General features: G+C 69.6%; 12 protein-coding genes and 1 pseudogene. 3 read left to right on the top strand and 10 right to left on the bottom strand.

Features of this window, described 5'->3' with window-relative positions; all coding sequences use genetic code 11:
* Positions 1 to 48: 48 nt before the first annotated feature.
* The 3 genes and pseudogenes from AC1RGU_RS06415 to AC1RGU_RS06405 all read right to left on the bottom strand — a co-directional run.
* Positions 49 to 1,323 (bottom strand): RNA polymerase sigma factor, encoded by a 1,275-nt coding sequence (locus AC1RGU_RS06415; RefSeq protein ID WP_492695481.1) that lies wholly within the window; start codon positions 1,321 to 1,323, stop codon positions 49 to 51.
* A complete protein-coding gene (locus tag AC1RGU_RS06410; protein WP_369632295.1) occupies positions 1,320 to 1,802 on the bottom strand; it encodes an SRPBCC family protein in 483 nt (160 codons plus the stop codon). Before AC1RGU_RS06410 ends, AC1RGU_RS06415 begins: the two co-directional genes overlap by 4 nt.
* Before the next feature lie 149 nt (positions 1,803 to 1,951).
* A pseudogene (locus tag AC1RGU_RS06405) lies at positions 1,952 to 2,131 on the bottom strand (ArsR/SmtB family transcription factor); the annotation flags it as partial.
* Between the two features lie 106 nt (positions 2,132 to 2,237).
* Here AC1RGU_RS06405 and AC1RGU_RS06400 point away from each other — a divergent pair.
* Together AC1RGU_RS06400 and AC1RGU_RS06395 are read left to right on the top strand one after the other, a co-directional pair.
* The gene (locus tag AC1RGU_RS06400; protein ID WP_095744821.1) at positions 2,238 to 2,660 is read left to right on the top strand and encodes a cupin domain-containing protein; all 423 of its coding nucleotides are present in this window, start codon (positions 2,238 to 2,240) and stop codon (positions 2,658 to 2,660) included.
* An 80-nt stretch (positions 2,661 to 2,740) separates the two neighbouring features.
* A complete protein-coding gene (locus tag AC1RGU_RS06395; RefSeq protein WP_492695478.1) occupies positions 2,741 to 3,658 on the top strand; it encodes a DUF2167 domain-containing protein in 918 nt (305 codons plus the stop codon).
* A 21-nt stretch (positions 3,659 to 3,679) separates the two neighbouring features.
* On the opposite strand, the gene AC1RGU_RS06390 is transcribed toward AC1RGU_RS06395, so the two are convergent.
* From AC1RGU_RS06390 to AC1RGU_RS06365, 6 genes are read right to left on the bottom strand one after another with little or no spacing between them, the layout of a single operon-like run.
* The gene (locus tag AC1RGU_RS06390) at positions 3,680 to 4,468 is read right to left on the bottom strand and encodes an enoyl-CoA hydratase/isomerase family protein (RefSeq protein ID WP_492695476.1); all 789 of its coding nucleotides are present in this window, start codon (positions 4,466 to 4,468) and stop codon (positions 3,680 to 3,682) included.
* A 1-nt stretch (position 4,469) separates the two neighbouring features.
* The gene (locus AC1RGU_RS06385) at positions 4,470 to 5,300 is read right to left on the bottom strand and encodes an SDR family NAD(P)-dependent oxidoreductase (RefSeq protein WP_492695474.1); all 831 of its coding nucleotides are present in this window, start codon (positions 5,298 to 5,300) and stop codon (positions 4,470 to 4,472) included.
* A 37-nt stretch (positions 5,301 to 5,337) separates the two neighbouring features.
* Positions 5,338 to 5,754: a MaoC family dehydratase gene (locus AC1RGU_RS06380; RefSeq protein WP_492695473.1), complete on the bottom strand. Its 417-nt coding sequence runs from the start codon at positions 5,752 to 5,754 to the stop codon at positions 5,338 to 5,340.
* Positions 5,755 to 5,768: 14 nt separating this feature from the next.
* A complete protein-coding gene (locus AC1RGU_RS06375; RefSeq protein WP_070059441.1) occupies positions 5,769 to 6,209 on the bottom strand; it encodes a MaoC family dehydratase N-terminal domain-containing protein in 441 nt (146 codons plus the stop codon).
* Between the two features lie 11 nt (positions 6,210 to 6,220).
* Positions 6,221 to 7,405, bottom strand: a complete 1,185-nt coding sequence (locus AC1RGU_RS06370; protein ID WP_492695470.1) for a lipid-transfer protein — start codon at positions 7,403 to 7,405, stop codon at positions 6,221 to 6,223.
* A 51-nt stretch (positions 7,406 to 7,456) separates the two neighbouring features.
* On the bottom strand, positions 7,457 to 9,016 hold the full coding sequence (locus AC1RGU_RS06365; protein WP_492695468.1) for a long-chain-fatty-acid--CoA ligase: 1,560 nt from the start codon (positions 9,014 to 9,016) through the stop codon (positions 7,457 to 7,459).
* 139 nt (positions 9,017 to 9,155) lie between these two features.
* On the opposite strand from AC1RGU_RS06365, the gene AC1RGU_RS06360 reads away from it, so the two are divergent.
* Entirely contained in the window at positions 9,156 to 10,202 is a 1,047-nt protein-coding gene (locus tag AC1RGU_RS06360) for an AraC family transcriptional regulator (RefSeq protein WP_492695466.1), read from the top strand.
* A 10-nt stretch (positions 10,203 to 10,212) separates the two neighbouring features.
* On the opposite strand, the gene AC1RGU_RS06355 is transcribed toward AC1RGU_RS06360, so the two are convergent.
* On the bottom strand, positions 10,213 to 16,602 hold the full coding sequence (locus AC1RGU_RS06355; RefSeq protein WP_492695464.1) for an autotransporter-associated beta strand repeat-containing protein: 6,390 nt from the start codon (positions 16,600 to 16,602) through the stop codon (positions 10,213 to 10,215).
* Positions 16,603 to 16,736: the final 134 nt, after the last annotated feature.

Below are 16,736 nucleotides of genomic sequence, written 5' to 3'. Positions count from 1 at the left end.
TGAGGACATCACTGGTCGAACGGCGACGGCCGGAATCGACAAGGGCTGTCAAAAATTTTTCGTGTCAGGCAGCGAGGCCAGCTGCCGCTCCAGGAACTGCCGCTCGGGCTGCTGGCGGACCAGCGACAGTGCCTGCAGATAAGCCTCACGCGCGTCGTCGGTGCGGCCCAGGCGCCGACACAGTTCGGCGCGCGCGCCGTGCGCCAGGTGGTAGCGGGCCAGCTCGCCGCGCGCGAGCAGCGCGTCGATCAGCGCGAGCCCCGCAGCCGGCCCATCGCGCATCGCCACGGCCGCCGCGCGGTTGAGTTCGGCCACGGGCGAGGGATCGAGCCGCAGCAGCACGTCGTACAGGCCGACGATCTGCGGCCAGTCGGTGGCGGCGGCCTCGGGTGCTTCGGCATGCACTGCGGCAATGGCGGCCTGCAAGGTGTACGGGCCGAAGCGGCGCGACAGCAGCGCGCGCTCGACCAGCGCCGCGCCCTCCCCGATCTGCCCGCGGTGCCACAGGCTGCGGTCCTGCGCGTCGAGCAGCACGAGCTCGCCCTGCGCCGAGGTGCGCGCGGCGCGGCGCGCGTCGTGCAGCAGCATCAGCGCGAGCAGGCCCAGCGCCTCGGGGTCGGGCAGCAGCTCGGCCACCAGCCGCCCGAGCCGGATCGCTTCGGCCGAGAGGTCGGCACGCGTCACGCTCTGGCCCGACGAGGCCGCGTAGCCTTCGTTGAACACGAGGTACACCACGCGCAGCACGGCATCGAGCCGTTCGGACAGCTCGGTCAGGCCCGGCACCTGGTACGGAATGCCGGCCTCGCGGATGCGCGCCTTGGCCCGCACGATGCGCTGCGCGATGGTGGGCGCGGGCACGAGGAAGGCGCGCGCGATCTCCTCGGTCGCCAGCCCGCAGACCTCGCGCAGCGTGAGCGCCACCTGGGCGTCGGGCGCGAGCGCGGGGTGGCAGCAGGTGAAGACGAGGCGCAGGCGGTCGTCCTCGAGCGCGTCGGCATCGGGGTCGGCCTCGTGCCAAGCGGGCGCGGGGTCGGCCAGCGTGTCGGTGTGGGCGGTGGCCTCGTCCCACGCGGTGAAGCGCGCCTGCCGGCGGATGCCGTCGATCGATTTGAAGCGCCCCGCCGACACCAGCCAGGCGCGCGGATTGGCCGGCGCGCCTTCGCGCGGCCATTGCTCGAGCGCGGCGCGAAAGGCGTCGTGCAGGGCTTCTTCGGCCAAGTCGAAATCGCCCAGCAGGCGCACCAGCGTGGCGAAGATGCGGCGCGACTCGCTGCGGTAGATCGCGTCGAGCGTGTCGGCGATGGCCGTCGGTTGTGCCGTCACCCGGTGTCGCCGGCGAGCAACCAACTCTCGAGCTTGACGAGGGAGCCGGTCCAGCCATGGTTGTGGCCGTCGCGCGCCGCTTCGTCGAAGAACTGCTGGTGCATGAGCACAAGCTCGCAGCCGCCCGCATCGGGCTCGAGCTGCACGGTGACGCGCGACTCGCGCTCGGGCGTGCTGCGCCAGGCCCAGCTGAAGACCAGCCGGCGCTCGGGCACGACCTCCAGGTAGGTGCCGCTCACGTCGTGCGTCTCGCCGTCGGCCGCCAACATGGTCACGCGAAAGCGCCCGCCCACGCGCAGGTCGACCTCGGCCAGCGGCACGTCGACGATTTCCTCGGGGCCGAACCAGTGCTTCAGCGCTTGCGGGTCGGTCCACGCGCGCCAGACTTTGGCGGGGCTGACGCGGAAGTGCCGCCGGAGCGTGAGCGAGGGGCGATCGGTGCCGGGGCCGGCGGTGGGGCCGGGGGAAGGTTTCGCCATTCGGTGTCCTCCTGGTGGTAGAGAAAGCGCGCCAGGGCATCGAGGCGGCCGGTCCAGAACTTCTCGTAGCGCGAGAGCCACACGGCGGCCTCCTGCATCGGGCCCGGCGACAGCTCGCAGCGCACGACGCGGCCCGCCTTCGTGCGCGAGATGAGGCCGGCGCCTTCGAGCACGCGCAGGTGCTTCATGAAGCCGGTCAGCGACATGCCGTGCGGCTCGGCGAGCTCGGTCACGCTGAGGCCGCCCTCGCCCAGCGCTTCGAGCACGCTGCGGCGGGTCGGGTCGGACAGGGCCGCAAACACGGCGTCCAGGGCATCTGAGTGAACCATGCGGTTGAGTATCTTGAGGGCCCTGCGGGCCGTCAAGCAATGGGCCGTGCGCAGGAACGGTTTATGCATGCTGCATCGCAGCATCATCCCCCGCGAAGGAGCGCCCATGCTGGACCGAACCGCCACCCAGTTCTCCCACGTCAAGCCCGGTGACACCGACTACGTCTCGGGCGGGTTGCGAGACTTCTTCCTGTACCGCGACCTCGGCATTGCGGCCGCCACGCACGGCAAGGTGATCGCGCACCTGGTCAAGGCCAACATGGCACCGGAAGCGGGCACCGGCTGGCACCGCCACGAGGCGGACTTCCAGATCGTCATCATGCTCAAGGGCTGGGCGCGCTTCATGTACGAGGACAAGGAGACGCGCGTCGAAGCCGGCGACGTGGTGCACCAGCGCCCCGGCATCCGCCACTTTCTCTTCGACTACTCGCCCGACATGGAGTACCTGGAAATCGTCTCACCGGCCGACTTCAAGAGCATCGACGTCGAGCCGGTCTGCGAAATTCCGCCGCCCACGCCCTGGCCCTGAAACCCACGGCCGGCGCGGCTTTGCGCGCCGATAAACTCCTCGCGTCTCACCAGAAACGACAACAACCGAGGAGAGAGAACTTGCGTATTCATACTGCCCGCCTGACGGCCGGCTTGCTGTTCGCGTGCGCCCTGACGGCCACCCACCTCAGCAACGCCGCATCCCCCACCACCGCTTCCACAACCTCTGCTGCGAGCTCGCTCGAAGCCGAGCAGGAAGCCGCCTTCAAGGCCGCCAAGGCCGTGCAGAAAGCCGGCCCCGCCGACATCACGCTGCGCGACCAGGCCCACCTGAAGCTGCCCGCGGGCTACGTCTGGGTGCCCACACCCGCCGCCGCGCAGCTCATGCGCAGCATGGGCAACCGCACCGACGACACCTTCATCGGCGCCATCTTCCCCGCCGACGACGGCGACTGGATGGCGGTCGTGAAGTTCGTGAAAGAGGGCTACATCAAGGACGACGACGCCAAGGACTGGAACGCCGACGAACTGCTCACGAGCCTGAAGGAAGGCACCGAGGCCGCGAACGAGGAACGCGCCAAGCGCGGCATCCCGGGCATCGAGGTCACGGGCTGGGCGCAGAAGCCGCAGTACGACGCCGCGACGCACCGGCTGGTGTGGTCGGCCCTGTCGAAGAAGAAGGGCAGCGACGGCGGCAACCCCGGCGTCAACTACAACACCTACGCACTGGGCCGCGAGGGCTACCTGAGCCTGAACCTCATCACCAACGCGAACGACCTCGAGAAGTACAAGCCCGACGCCACCCAACTGCTCGGCGCGCTGCAGTACGACGACGGCAAGAAGTACGCGGACTTCAACGCGTCCACCGACAAGGTCGCCGCCTACGGCCTGGCCGCGCTGGTGGCCGGCGCGGCTGCGAAGAAGCTGGGCCTGTTCGCGGTCGCCCTCGCCTTCCTGGCCAAGTTTGCCAAGGTCGCCGTGGTGGCGGGCGGCGCGGCGCTGTGGGGCCTCACGAAGCTCTTCAAGAAGAAGAGCTGAGCCTGCAGCAGCCCGCCGCGCTCAGCGGCCCGAGAAGCGCGGCGCGCGCTTCTCGGTGAAGGCCTTCACGCCTTCGCGCCCATCCGCGCTGCCCGCGCGTCGGCGCAGCAGGCGGTGTTCCATCTCGAAGTGTTCTTCGATCGGGCGCGCGGTGGCACCACCGCACAGCGCCTTGATGCCCGCGAACGATGCGGTGGCACCGTTCGCCAGCCGCTTCACCAGCGCTTCGGCGGCCGCCGCCAGTTCGGCGTCCGGGTACAGCGCATCGACCGCACCCGCCGCCAGGCAGCGCGCGCTGTCGATCGCGTCGCTCAGCATCAGCCACTGCTGCGCGCACACCGGCCCGATGCGGCGCGACAGGAAATACGAACTCCCCGCGTCCGGCGACAGCCCGATGGCCGCGTAGCCCGTGCGCAGCTTCATCGACTCGGTGGCGAGCACGAAGTCGCCGCACAGCGCCAGCCCCACGCCTGCGCCGCCGACCGTGCCGTTCACCGCCACCACCAGCGGCGCCGGGTTCTGGGCCAGCCGCAGCAGCGCGGGATGCAGCCGGTCGAGGATGGCGTCGACCAGCTCGGGCAGCTTGTCGCCGGCCGCCACGAAGCTGTCGATGTCGCCGCCCGCGCAGAACACGCGGCCCTCGCCCGTCAGCAGGATGGCGCGCGGCGCCGCTTCGAGCACCTCGTCGATGGCGCGCGCCAGCGCATGGCTGCTCGCCAGCGACACCGAGTTGGCGCGTTCGGGCCGCTTCAGCACGATGCGGCCGATGCCGTCCTGCACGCCCCAGGCAATGCCTTCTTCGAACTGCATCTCAGATCCCCGTCAGCCCACCGGTGCACATGAGCGTCTGGCCGCTCACGTAGTCCGACTCGGGCGCGCACAGCAGGTACACCGCGCCGGCCGCCTCTTCGGGCGTGCCGCCGCGGCCCAGCGGAATCGACTGTTCCATCATCGCCAGCAGGCCGGGGTTGACGCCGACCTTGATCTCGCGCCCCTCGATGTTCGCGGTGGTGGCCTCGGCCGTGCTGGCCGTGAGCCGCGTCTGGATGAAGCCGAAGGCCACGCAGTTCACCGTGACGTTCATGCGGCCCCACTCCTTGGCCAGCGTCTGCGTCATGCCCACGATGCCGGCCTTGGCGGTCGCGTAGTTGGCCTGCCCCGCATTGCCGAAGAGCCCGGCCACCGACGAGATGTTGACCACCTTGCGCACCACGCGCCGGCCCGCTTCGCCCTCGGTTTTCGCCAGCGCGCGGATCACGGGCTGCGCGGCGCGCAGGATGCGAAACGGCGCCGTCAGGTGCACGTCGATCATGGCGTACCACTGCTCGTCGGTCATCTTCTGCACCACGCTGTCCCAGGTGTAGCCGGCGTTGTTGACGATGATGTCCAGGCCCTTGAATTCGTTCACCGCCGTGCCGACGAAGCGCTCGGCGAAGTCCGGCGCCGACACGCTTCCGACGCAGGCCACGGCCTGCCCGCCGGCGGCGCGGATGGCCTGCACGGTCTCCTCGGCCGGTGCGGCGTCGAGGTCGTTGACGACGACGCGCGCGCCTTCGCTGGCCAGCTTGAGCGCGATCGCGCGGCCGATGCCGCGGCCCGAGCCGGTGATGAGGGCGACCTTGCCTTCGAGTTTGGGTGTCATGTCTCTTCTCTCTTCTTTCTTTCGTTCGTTCAAGGGGTCAGCGCAGCGCCACCAGCGCCTCGCCCGCGATGCGCGTCTGGCCGTGCTGGTTGGCGCTGAGCACTTCCACGCGCACGCAGCGCTCGCCGCCCAGCTCCAGCTTCTCGACCACGCGGCCGGTGCAGCGCACCGCATGGCTCAGGTGCGTGATGCCCTGGAAGCGCACGTCGAAGCGGCGCAGCTGCGCCTGCGGCACCCACTGCGTGAGCAGCCGGCCTAGCCAGGCCATGCCCAGCATGCCTTGCGCGAACACGTCGGGCATGCCGGCCTTGCGCGCGAAGTCGGTGTCGATGTGGATCGGGTTGTGGTCGCCCGAGGCGCCCGCGAAGAGCGCGAGCGTGGTGCGGTTCACCGGCGGGAGTTGCAGCGCGGGAAGTTCGTCGCCGACCTGGACGGTGTCGTAGCGGAGGGTCATCGCTCGTTCTTTCTTCAGTGGCGGCAGACGATCACCGTGCGCAGCTCGGCCACGAGTTCGTCGCGCTGGTTGGTGGCGCGCGAGGTCTTGACGACGAATTCGAGCGCGCCGTTCTTCTTGTCGTAGATGTCGCTGATGGTAGAGCGCACCGTCACCGTGTCGCCCACGCAGGCGGGGCGGTGGTAGCTGAAGCTCTGCTCGCCGTGCAGCAGCTTCGACAACGGAATCTGCAGGTCGGTGAGCAACTGGTCCGACGCGCCCGAGTCCAGCTCGGCGGCGAACAGGAAGGTCGGCGGTGCGGGCAGGTCGGGGTAGCCGGCGTCGCGCGCGGCGGCGGCATCGGTGTAGACCGGGTCGGTCTCGCCGATGGCCTTGGCGAAGAACTGCAGCCGGCTGCGCTCGATGGGCAGCACCGACGCGGGCAACTCATGGCCGATCCATTTCTTGTCGATCATCTGCGCTGCCCTCAGACGCGTTCGTACAGCGTGACCACGCAGGCGCCGCCCAACCCGAGGTTGTGCTGCAGCGCCATCCGCGCGCCTTCGACCTGGCGCTTGTCGGCCGTGCCGCGGAATTGCTGAACCAGCTCCGTGCATTGCGCGAGCCCCGTCGCACCGAGCGGGTGGCCCTTCGACAGCAGACCGCCCGACGGATTCGTGACGACCTTGCCGCCGTAGGTGTTGTCGCCATCGACCACGAACTTCTCCGCGCCGCCGACGGGGCACAGGCCCAGCGCTTCGTAGCTGATGAGCTCGTTGTGCGCAAAGCAGTCGTGCAGCTCGACCACGTCGATGTCCTGCGGGCCGACACCGGCCGCGTCGTACACCTTCTGCGCGGCTTCCTGCGCCATGCTGAAGCCCACCACCTCGCGCATGTCGCGCGCCTCGAAGGTGATGGCGCGGTCGGTGGTCATGGCCTGGGCCTTGATGCGCACGCTGCGGTCCAGCCCGTGGCGTTCGGCAAAGCGCGGCGAGCAGACGATGGCCGCGGCCGCGCCGCAGGTCGGCGGGCAGGCCATGAGCCGCGTCATCACGCCGGGCCACATCACGGGCGCGGCCATCACCTCGTCTTCGGTGACGACGGTGCGAAACAGCGCCACCGGGTTGTTCGACGCATGGCGGCTGGCCTTGGCGCGGATCTTCGCGAAGGTCGACATCTGCGTGCCGTACTGCTGCATGTGCGCCAGGCCGGCGCCGCCGAAGTAGCGCAGCGCCAGCGGCACCTGCTCGTTGCCGACCAGCTCGTCGGTGATCGACTCGAAGTGATCGAACGGGCTCGGGCGGTCGTTGAACACCGCACCCAGCGCGCCGGGGCTCATGTGCTCGAAGCCCAGTGCCAGCACGCAGTCGGCCGCGCCGCTGGCCACGGCCTGGCGCGCCAGGAACAGCGCGGTCGAGCCGGTGGAGCAGTTGTTGTTGACGTTGACGACCGGGATGCCGGTCATGCCCACTTCATAGAGCGCGCGCTGGCCGGCGGTGGAGTCGCCGTACACGTAGCCGACGTAAGCCTGCTGCACCAGCTCGTAGCCGATGCCGGCGTCTTTCAAGGCGGCGTTGGTCGCGTGCGCGGCCATCTGCGGGTAGGGCTGGTTCGCGCCCGGCTTGGTGAAGGGGATCATGCCGACACCGACGACGTAGACATCCTGGCTCATGAGGGGCTCCTGAAATGAATGAATGGAAAGTAAGAGAGAGTTCGAAAACCGTCAGGCTACGCTTCGTTGGCGCCCTTGCCAAAACGGTTCGCGCAGGCGGGTCTTGAGCACCTTGCCCGCACCCGACAGCGGCAGCGCCTCGACCACCGCCACGCTGCGCGGGCATTTGTAGTTCGCGATCAGCGCCTTGCAATGCGCGATGAGTGCGTCGGCCGCCAGCTGCTGGCCCGGCTTGAGCACGAGCACCGCATGCACGGCCTCGCCCCACTCCTCGCTGGGAATGCCGATGACCGCGCAGGCCGCCACGGCCGGATGCTGGTTGATGGCGTTCTCGACCTCGGCCGAATAGATGTTCTCGCCGCCGCTGATGATCATGTCCTTCAGGCGGTCGACCACGAAGATGTAGCCGTCGTCGTCCATGTACGCGCCGTCGCCCGTGTGCATCCAGCCGCCGCGCACAGCCGCGGCCGTTTGCGCGGGCTGGTTCCAGTAGCCCTGCATCACGTTGGGGCCGCGCACCGCGACCTCGCCCACCGTGCCACGCGGCACCTCGAGGCCTTCGGCGTCGACGATGCGCACCTCGGTGCAGTAGCTGGCGCGGCCGGCCGAGCGCAGCTTGCCCCGGCGCTGGCCTTCGGCCGTGTGGTTGCGCGCCGGGTTGACGGTGGCCAGCGGCGACAGCTCGGTCATGCCGTAGGCCTGCACGAAGTCCACGCCCGGAAAGGCGGCCATCGCGCGGGTCAGCACCGCCTCCGAGATCGGCGAGGCGCCGTAGGTGATGCACTTCAGGCTGCCGAGGTCGCGCGGCTCGCGCATCGCCGGATGGTCGACCAGCATCTGGATCATGGTGGGCACCAGCAGCGCGTGCGTGACGCGGTCTTGCTCGATGGCGTTCAGCACCGCCTCGGGGCTGAACGCCGGAATGATCGCGTGCGTGTTGCCCTCCAGCCAGTGCGGTGCGGCCAGGCCCATGTCGGCCAGGTGGAACATCGGCGCGGCATGCAGGTAGCAGCCCTCGGGCGAGGCCAGGCCCTCGGCGTGCAGGGCCAGCCCCGAACTGCCCATGTTGGTGTGGCTCAGCATCACGCCCTTGGGAAAACCCGTGGTGCCGCCGGTGTAGAAGATGCCGGCCAGGTCGTCGTCGCAACGGCCGGCGTCGGGCACGGGCGAGGCGGCCTCCAGCAGCGCCTCGTAGCCGAGCATGCCGGGCGGCGTCGGGCCGTCGCCGCAATAGATCACCTCGCGCAGGCTGGTCGCCTGCCCGCGCATCTGCTCGACCACCGGGCGGAAGGTGTCGTCCACCAGCAGCAGTGTGGAGCCCGAGTCGTCCAGCGAGTACAGGATTTCGGCCGCCGACCAGCGGATGTTGCAGGGGTTGAGCACACCGCCGCCCCAGGGCACGGCCATCTGGTATTCGAGGTAGCGCGCCGAATTGAGCGCCAGCATGGCGACGCGGTCGCCCGCCTGCATGCCGAGCCCCTGCAGGGCGCCCGCCAGGCGCGCGACCCGCTCGGCATAGGCGCGAAAGCTCAGGGTGCGGCCGGCGGCGCGCACGGCGATCCGGTCGGGGTGCTGCTGCACGCTGCGGTGCAGCGACTGGGTCAGGTACATGGCGGTTGTCTCCGTTCGGTTCTTGTGTAGGCGCATGGTAGAAACCGCGCCGTGCCACGGCGATTGCGCATCGCATCGCCCGCATGGCAGAAAACCTCAATCGACACCCGCGCCGCCACCGGGTCTGATCCGCTCACGCATGCTGCAACCGCCCGTCACCATCCCGATCGTGTTCGTCCAGGGCATGCTCTCGGGCGTGCGCGCGCGCGGCGACGACGCCCCCGTCTGCATCGACACCGCGCTGCAGGACGCCGGCATCGCCCCCGCCCTGCTCGACGCACCGGGCGCGCGCGTCACGGCCGAGCAGTACGTGGCGCTGTTCGCGCTGCTGATGGAGCGGCTGGACGACGAGGCCCTGTGCTTCCTGTCGCGCCGCCTGCGCTGCGGCAGCTTCGCGCTCATGACGCGCGCCACGTTGGGCGCGCCCACGCTCGAGGTGGCGCTGCGGCGCGTGGCCCGGGCCTTCAGCCTGCTGCAGGACGACCTCGAGATGGTGCTGCTGCGCGAGGGCCCGCTCGCGGGCTTCGGCCTGCGGGTGCAGCAGCTGCCGCGCACGCCGCTGAATTTCTTGCACGAGCTGATGCTGCGCGTGTACTGGCGGCTCTTTGCCTGGCTGCACGGCGGCCGACTGACGGCGCGCCGCTTCGACTTCGGCTTCGAGCAGCCGCCCTACGCGGCGCGCTACACCAAGGTGTTCCCCGCGCCGCTGCAGTTCGGCCAGCCGCTGTCGGCCGTGTGGTTCGACGCGAGTGCGCTGGCCACGCCGATCCACCGCGACGCGCGGGCCATGAGCGACTTCCTGGCCGCCGCGCCGGCCCACGTGATCCTGCCGCCGCTGGGCGAGCTGGCCGTGAGCGCGCGTGTGCGCACCGTGCTGCAGCAGCACCGCCCTGCCTGGGTCGACCTGGCCACGGCCGCGCGCAGCCTGCACATGTCGGTGAGCACGCTGCAGCGCCACCTGGCCACCGAGGGCACCTCGTTCCAGTCGCTCAAGGACCAGCTGCGGCGCGACGTGGCCATCGTGCGCTTGAACACCAGCACCGTGCCGCTGGCGGCTCTGGCCGAGGAGCTGGGCTTTTCGGACAGCGCGGCGTTCCAGCGCGCGTTCAAGACCTGGACCGGCGGGGCGCCGGGGTCGTATCGAAGGCGACCCAATCCGGAGCCGGACTCGGACCCCGAGGCTTGAAGCTACCCGTCTACCACTTGACCCGCACGCCGAGCGATCCGTTGACCGAGCTCTTCACCTTGGCATCGCCGCCCGAGGACCACAGCTTGCCGACTTCGCCGTACAGGCTGGTCGCCTGGCTCAGCGCCAGCGTGAAGCCGCCTGCGAGTTCGGTGCTGGTGCCGCCGGTCGGCGCGGCGATGTCGGTCGTGGTCGCGCCATTCACGAAGCGCGCGATGTCGGTGCCGCTCGAGGTCTTGTAGACGTTGACGCGGCCGTAGGGCTGCAGCACGCCCACACCGGTGTCGATCTGGCCCTTGACCCGCACGCCTGCGCGGGCGATCCAGCCGCTGTCGGCTTGGGGTTGCGCGATGGCACCGATGATGGCCGAGTTGCCCAGGTCCATGTGGTGGTGGATCAGCTGCAGCTGCGGCTCGATGCGCCAGCCGCTGCCGCCGATCGCGAAGGCCTTCCCCACTTCGATGGAGCCCAGCAGGCTGTGGCCCTTGCCGCCCACGCCGGCGCCGAGCATGGGCTCGACCGTGTAGCGGTGGCGGCCCGACTGCACCACCGCATCGGCGTAGAAGCCGCTGTCGGCGGTGTAGGTGCCGTACACGCCGACGTACTGGCTGCGCAGGTCGTTGCGGCCCACCGCGAGGTGGCGGATGCCGCTGGCAAAGCCGCTCACGCGGGCATCGCCGTCGAGCTGGCCGACGTACAGGCCGGCGCGCCAGTTCGGCGTGGCGAGCAGGTCGGTGCCCGCCTGGAAGCCGGTGAGGCGGCCCTTGCTGGTGGGCGAGACGGTGCCGCCCTGCTGGATGTCGATGTCGGTGGAGAGCACGCGGGCCCAGGCGCGGCGGTCGGAGCCGGTCTGAGTGCTTGTGGTTCCCTTCACATCTTCGTCGCCCACGCGCTTGCGCACATCGCCCAGCATCGCGAGGTTGCCCTGGCGCAGCTGGCCCGGCAACGCGGCGTACAGCGCCGCTTCCGGGCGGTAGGTGACGACGGGCAGGCCCACCGGTTGACCCGGCGACACTGCGTCGGTGGTGGAGCGCAGGTACCAGCTCTCGCCCGCGCCCTTCGCATCGGCGGCATGCAGGCGGTACTCGTAGGCGCCTGCGTCGACATGGCCACCGGCCAGCGAGAAGGCGTCCTTCGTGGTCTGCGCGGTGGTGGTCGCGCCGTTCTGCGCGGTGATGACCTCGATGCCGTTGCCGCTCGTGAGTGCGCCCAGGCCACCGAGGTTGCTGATCTGCACCGTGGTCTTGCCGCTGGCAATCGCGGTGGGGCCGTCGAGCACGAGGCGGTCGGAGGGACCGGTGCCGTTAAGCGTCGTGCTCAGCTTGAGCACGCCGTTGTTGCCAACGTAGGCGCCCTTGACGGTCAGCGTCGTACCTGCGGTCGCGCCGGCCAGCGACACAGTGCCGCTGTTGGCCAATGACGCGACGGTCTGGTTGAAGCCCGCCAGGTCGAGCGTGGCACCTGTGGCCACGCTGTGGGCTGAAGCAGCGCTCAGCGTGTTCGCTGCACCGGCCTTCAACGTGCCCTGCGCCACGTTCGTCGCACCGGTGTAGGTGTTGGCGCCCGACAGCGTCAGCGTGCCCGTGCCCTGCTTGGTGATGAAGCCGCCGCCGCTGATCGCACCGCTCAGCGTGCCGCTGAACGCACCGGTGTCGATGACCGGGTCGTTGTTGCCCGTCAGCTTGATGGTGTTGGCGATCGTGAGGCCGTTCGCGCTGAAGCCCAGCGTGGTGTCGTCGTCCATCGACAGTGTGCCGGTGCCCAATGCCTGGCTGTGGCCCACGTTCAGGCGGCCCTGGCGCAGTGCCGTGCCACCGGTGTGGGTGTTCTCGCCCGACAACGTGAGCGCGCCCGTGCCGACCTTGATGAGCGAGCCGCCGATGCCGGAAATCACGCCCGAGATTTCCGTGTCGGTGTTGAGAGCGCCCGTTGTCAGCGCCTTGGCGCCGAGCAGCACGCGGCCGGCGCCTTCGAGCGAACCGATGGTGATGCCGGGTGTGCCGAGCTTGGACAGGAAGACCGTGCCACCGGCCTTGTTCACCACGCTCGCCTGGGCGGCCGTTGCGTTGTCGCGAATGTCCAGCACGCCATCGCGCTCATTGACGATGGTCGCCTGCTCGGCGGAAGCGTCGCCCCAGAGGTAGGTCGTGCCACCAGCGAAGTTGGTGATGTGGGTCTTGCCTGCCTTGGCGTTGAACCAGACCATGACCTCGCCACCGCGGTTCTCGATGGTGGCATTGCCGGCCGTCGCGTTGCCACGGAAGTCGATCGAGCCGCCGGCATGCGCGGTCAAGGTCGCGTGGCCGGCCGAGGCGTTGTCCTGGAACTGGACGAAGCCGCCGTTGCCCGACTGGGCGGCGCCTGCCGTGATCTTTAGGCTTTCCGCATCCGCACTGCCGCTGAAGATCAAGGCCGCGCCACTGCTCACGCCCACCGGACCGGTACCCACCGCGCCTGTCGCGCCCACATTCAACGTGCCGCCGTCGACCTGCGTACCACCCTTGTAGCTGTTGGCCGCGGTGAGCAGCAGCTCGCCGCCGCCGATCTTGCGCAGGCTGCCCGCGCCGCTCATCGTGCCCGCGAAGCTGCCGCTGGCCACCTGGTCGAAGGCCACCCGGGCGTCGTTGACGATGGGGCCGCGCAGGCTGGTGGTATCGCCCTGCAGCGTGCCGGCGCGCACGAGCGTTCCGCCGGTGTAGGTGTTGGCGCCCTTCAGGATCAGCGTGCCCAGGTCGTCCTTCGTGAGGCCGCCCGCGCCGGTCAGCACCGACGCGATGGTGGCCTGCATCTGCGCCCCCGAGGCCGTGCCGTCGCCGACCTTGATGACGGTGTTGGCATTGCCCAGCGTCAGTGCGTCGCCGTTGACGACATAGCCGCTGGTGGAGAACTGCGCGCCATCGATGCTGATCGCGCCGCCCGTGTTGTCCACCCGGACCGTGCCGGCCGCGCCGCCGAACAGCGCGAACTGGTTCTGCTGCCAGCCGGTGTTGGTCTTGCCGTTGGCGCCGGTCCAACTGTCGGACGGGTCGTTGAGGGTGGAGTTGCCGATGCGCCAGGTGCCGGAGCCGCCGCTGATCGTGCCGTCGTTGTAGGTGGAAGCATCGCCGCCCGCGCCGTCCCAGAAGCCGAGCGACACGCCCTTGCTGTTGATCAGGTTGATCTCGCCCAGCACCGACGACTGCACGTGCAGGTCGCCGACCGCCGTGCCCGCGGGCACTATGCCGATATTCAAGCCGTTGTCGATCAGCGAGCCGGAGTAGCTGATCAGGCGGTACAGGCCGGGCCCGAAGGTGCCGCCGGCCGATTGCGCCACGTTGAGCGTGCCGTCGAGCACGAGGCCGCCGTTGACCTTGACGAGGTCGTTGAGCGGACCGCCCGCCGTGCCGGCCTGGCCCAGCTCGTAGCTCAGGAAGGCGCCCGGGTCGAAGCGCAGCATGCCGGTGGTCAGCGTGCCGAGGTTGCTGCCCGGTGCGAGCGTCGCGCCGTTGGCGATGGTGACCTGGCCCGCGATGCTGCCGCCGCCGCTGAGCGTGGCGCCGTTCTTGACCTGCACCGTGCTCGTGCCCGTGGCGCTGCCGGTGCTGTTGTTCACGCGCAGCGTGCCGGCGTTGACCTCGGTCGCGCCGCTGTAGGTGCTGGCGCCCGTCAGTTCCAGCACGCCCACGCCGTTCTTGGACAGGGTGCCGGAGCCGCTGATGACGCCTGCGTAGCTCAGGCTGTCCGCGCGGTCGAAGACCAGGTCGCCGTCGTTGGCGATGTTCCCTGCGATGCTGCCGGTGGTGCCACCCGCGCCGATCTGCAGGATGTTGCCGGCCACGACGGTGGTGGTGCCCGTGAAGGTGTTGTCGCCGGTCAGGGTCAGCTTGCGCGCGCCTTTCTGCAGAAGGCTGCCGGAGCCGCTGATGTTGCCGGCGAAGGTGGTGTCGGCGCTGCGGTTGAACACCAGCGCGGCGTTGTTGGCAATGCTGCCGAGGATGCTGCCGCTGTCGCGGATCTCCAGGGTGCCGCCGTTGAGGGTCGTGCCACCGGTGTAGGTGGCGTTGCCTGTGTAGACCAGCGTGCCCGCGCCGGTCTTCGTCACACTGCCGCTGCCGGTGATGTGGCCTGCGAAGGCCGCATCGTTCGATCGGTTGAAGACCAGCGCCGCATGGTTGGTGACGTTGCCGTCGATGCTGCCGGTGGTGCCGCCGCTGCCGATCTGCAAGGTGCCCGCGCTGACCGTCGTGCCGCCGGTGTAGGTGTTCGAGCCCGAGAGCGTCAAGGTGCCCGAGCCTTCCTTGACCAGCGAGCCCGTGCCGTCGATGCTGCCTGCGAAGGTGGTGCTGGCGTTGGCCGACCCGACGGTCAGGGTCGCGCTGCCCAGCTGAACGGTGCCTGCGGTGCCCGACAGGCTCGAGGCACGCAGGTTGAAGCTGCCCAGGTCGAGCACGCCGCCAAGCAGGGTGTACGCCGTGTTCTGCGACAGGGCCGATGCGGCGCCGAAGCGCAGCGTGCCCGCTTGGATGGTCGTACCGCCGCTGTAGGTGTTGGCGCCGGTCAGGGTCAGGGTGCCCGCCGTCGTCTTCGCGAGTTGGCCCTCGCCAATGATTGCACCCGAGAACGTGCCGGACTCTACCGTCGTGGTCTGGGTCGGGCCGTTTCCGGTTCGGGTGTTCAGCGTTCCGGCGCCCTGCAGGTTGCGCAGGGTGGCGCTGGCGCCGTTCAGGTCGAGCGTGGCGCCTGTGTCCACCGTGGTGGAAGCCACGTTGGACAAGAGGAAATTGAGGAAACCGGCGTCTACCGCCTGCAGCGTGCCGCCGGCCACGACGATCGCGGCATCCGAAAAGAGGCTGCCTCCGCCGCCGCCGCTCAGACGGATGGTGCCGTTTTCGGCGGCGCTGCCAAAGACGACAGTCGCCCCGGCGCCCAGGTTCAGGGCACCGCCGATACCGAACGCCTGGCCACTGGCGGCAGCCACTGTGCTTCGCTGACCGCCGGCGAAGTCCAGGCGGTTGGTCAGGTGGAGACTCGAGGTGGCGGTCAGCTTGCCGCCGTCGAGCGTGACCGTACCGGCGCCGAGCGCGCCAGCCGTGCCGATCTGCAGCGTGGTGCCTGTCTTGATCGTGGTTCCGCCGGCGTACGTGTTGGGACCGCCCAGCGCCAGCGTGCCGCCGCCGTCGGCCGTGAGACTGCCGGCGCCGGAAATGACGCCGTTCATGGCCAGATGCGCAGGCATTGGGCCGGTGCCGTCGACGGTGACCGTGAGGTCGCCCGTGGGCAGGAACGCGCCCGTCAGCGTCCACTGGCTGCCGCTGTGGGCATGGACGCTCGAGAAGCCCGACATCGCATCGTCTTCGCTGCCGCTGCCCTGGAGATTCAGGGTGTTGCCGCTACCGAGGGCAACCACTTGGCCGTTCAGCACCGACCCCGTCTGCAGCGTGAGTGAAGCGTTGCCGCCGCTGAAGCTGATGGCGTTCGCGCGGGTGACGCCATCGCCAGAGAGCCCGCCCGAGATGGTGCCGCTGCTGACGATGCGCGAGGCACCGCTGGCGACGATGCCTTCTCCACCCGTGCCCGCAGCGCCTGCTGCAGCGTCCGTGCTGCTGCCCCCTGTGCCGCCGTTGCCACCGGTGATGCTGCCGGCGTTGACAAGTGAAAGCCCGGCTCCTGAGAGCGAGAGGCCCACCCCACCTCGGCCACCACTGCCGCCATTACCGACAGCCCCCCCGGCGAGGGCAACACCGTCGCCCGCTCCTCCATTGCCGCCATTGCCGCCAGACACGCTGCCGCCCTGGGCATTCGTGATCGTCGCCACGGCCGTGTCGACAACAAGCCCGAGCCCCCCGTCGCCGCCACTGCCGCCCCCTCCCGCCCCGCCAACGTTATAGCCACGGAACCCGGCGCTGCCATTGCCGCCATTCCCGCCTCGAACGGCCACTGCGTTGACAACATCGGTGGATGCCACGGCCCCATGGCCACCCGCGCCGCCACCGCCGCCGCCATAGCTCGCGTTCCCGCCGGCTCTTGTTTCGCCGGCATTGCCGCCATTGCCGCCGGTCGGCGACTGCAAGGTACCGGACGCGCCGCCGCCCCCTCCGCTGCCCGCGGTTGGTTGAGAGTTGGGCACACCGTCGGCTCCGTTGGCGCCCGGCGACGCACCGGCCGCCCCGCCTGCGACATGGTCCGTAGAAACACCGGCCTGTCCCACATCGCCGCCCGCGCCACCGCTGTCAAAGTCGCCCGCCCCACCAGCGCCCCCGGCAGCCAGTGCGGCAGCGCCGGCCACGGTCAGACCCGCGGCCAGGACAGCCGCACGCACCTTCGAGCCCGCGCCCGACTTGCCCGAGGCACGCGCGGTTTCAGGTGCGGCCACCCAGGCCCCCAGCGACGAGTTCCAGAGGCTGCGATGTGCTTTGTTCATGGGGAGAAAAACCTTGAAATGAGAGGCCGGATGCACCAGAAATGGGCAAACCGTCAGGAAACGTTTATTTTTGTAAATAAATTGTTTCCAACCTATCGCCAGAACTAGTTATTCATGCGCGTCGCCATCCTTGC

It is taken from the genome of Variovorax sp. GW823-FHT02B07 (assembly GCF_058797695.1).
The sequence above is the reverse complement of the archived record's forward strand: the minus strand, read 5'-3'. Positions and strand labels throughout refer to the sequence as shown.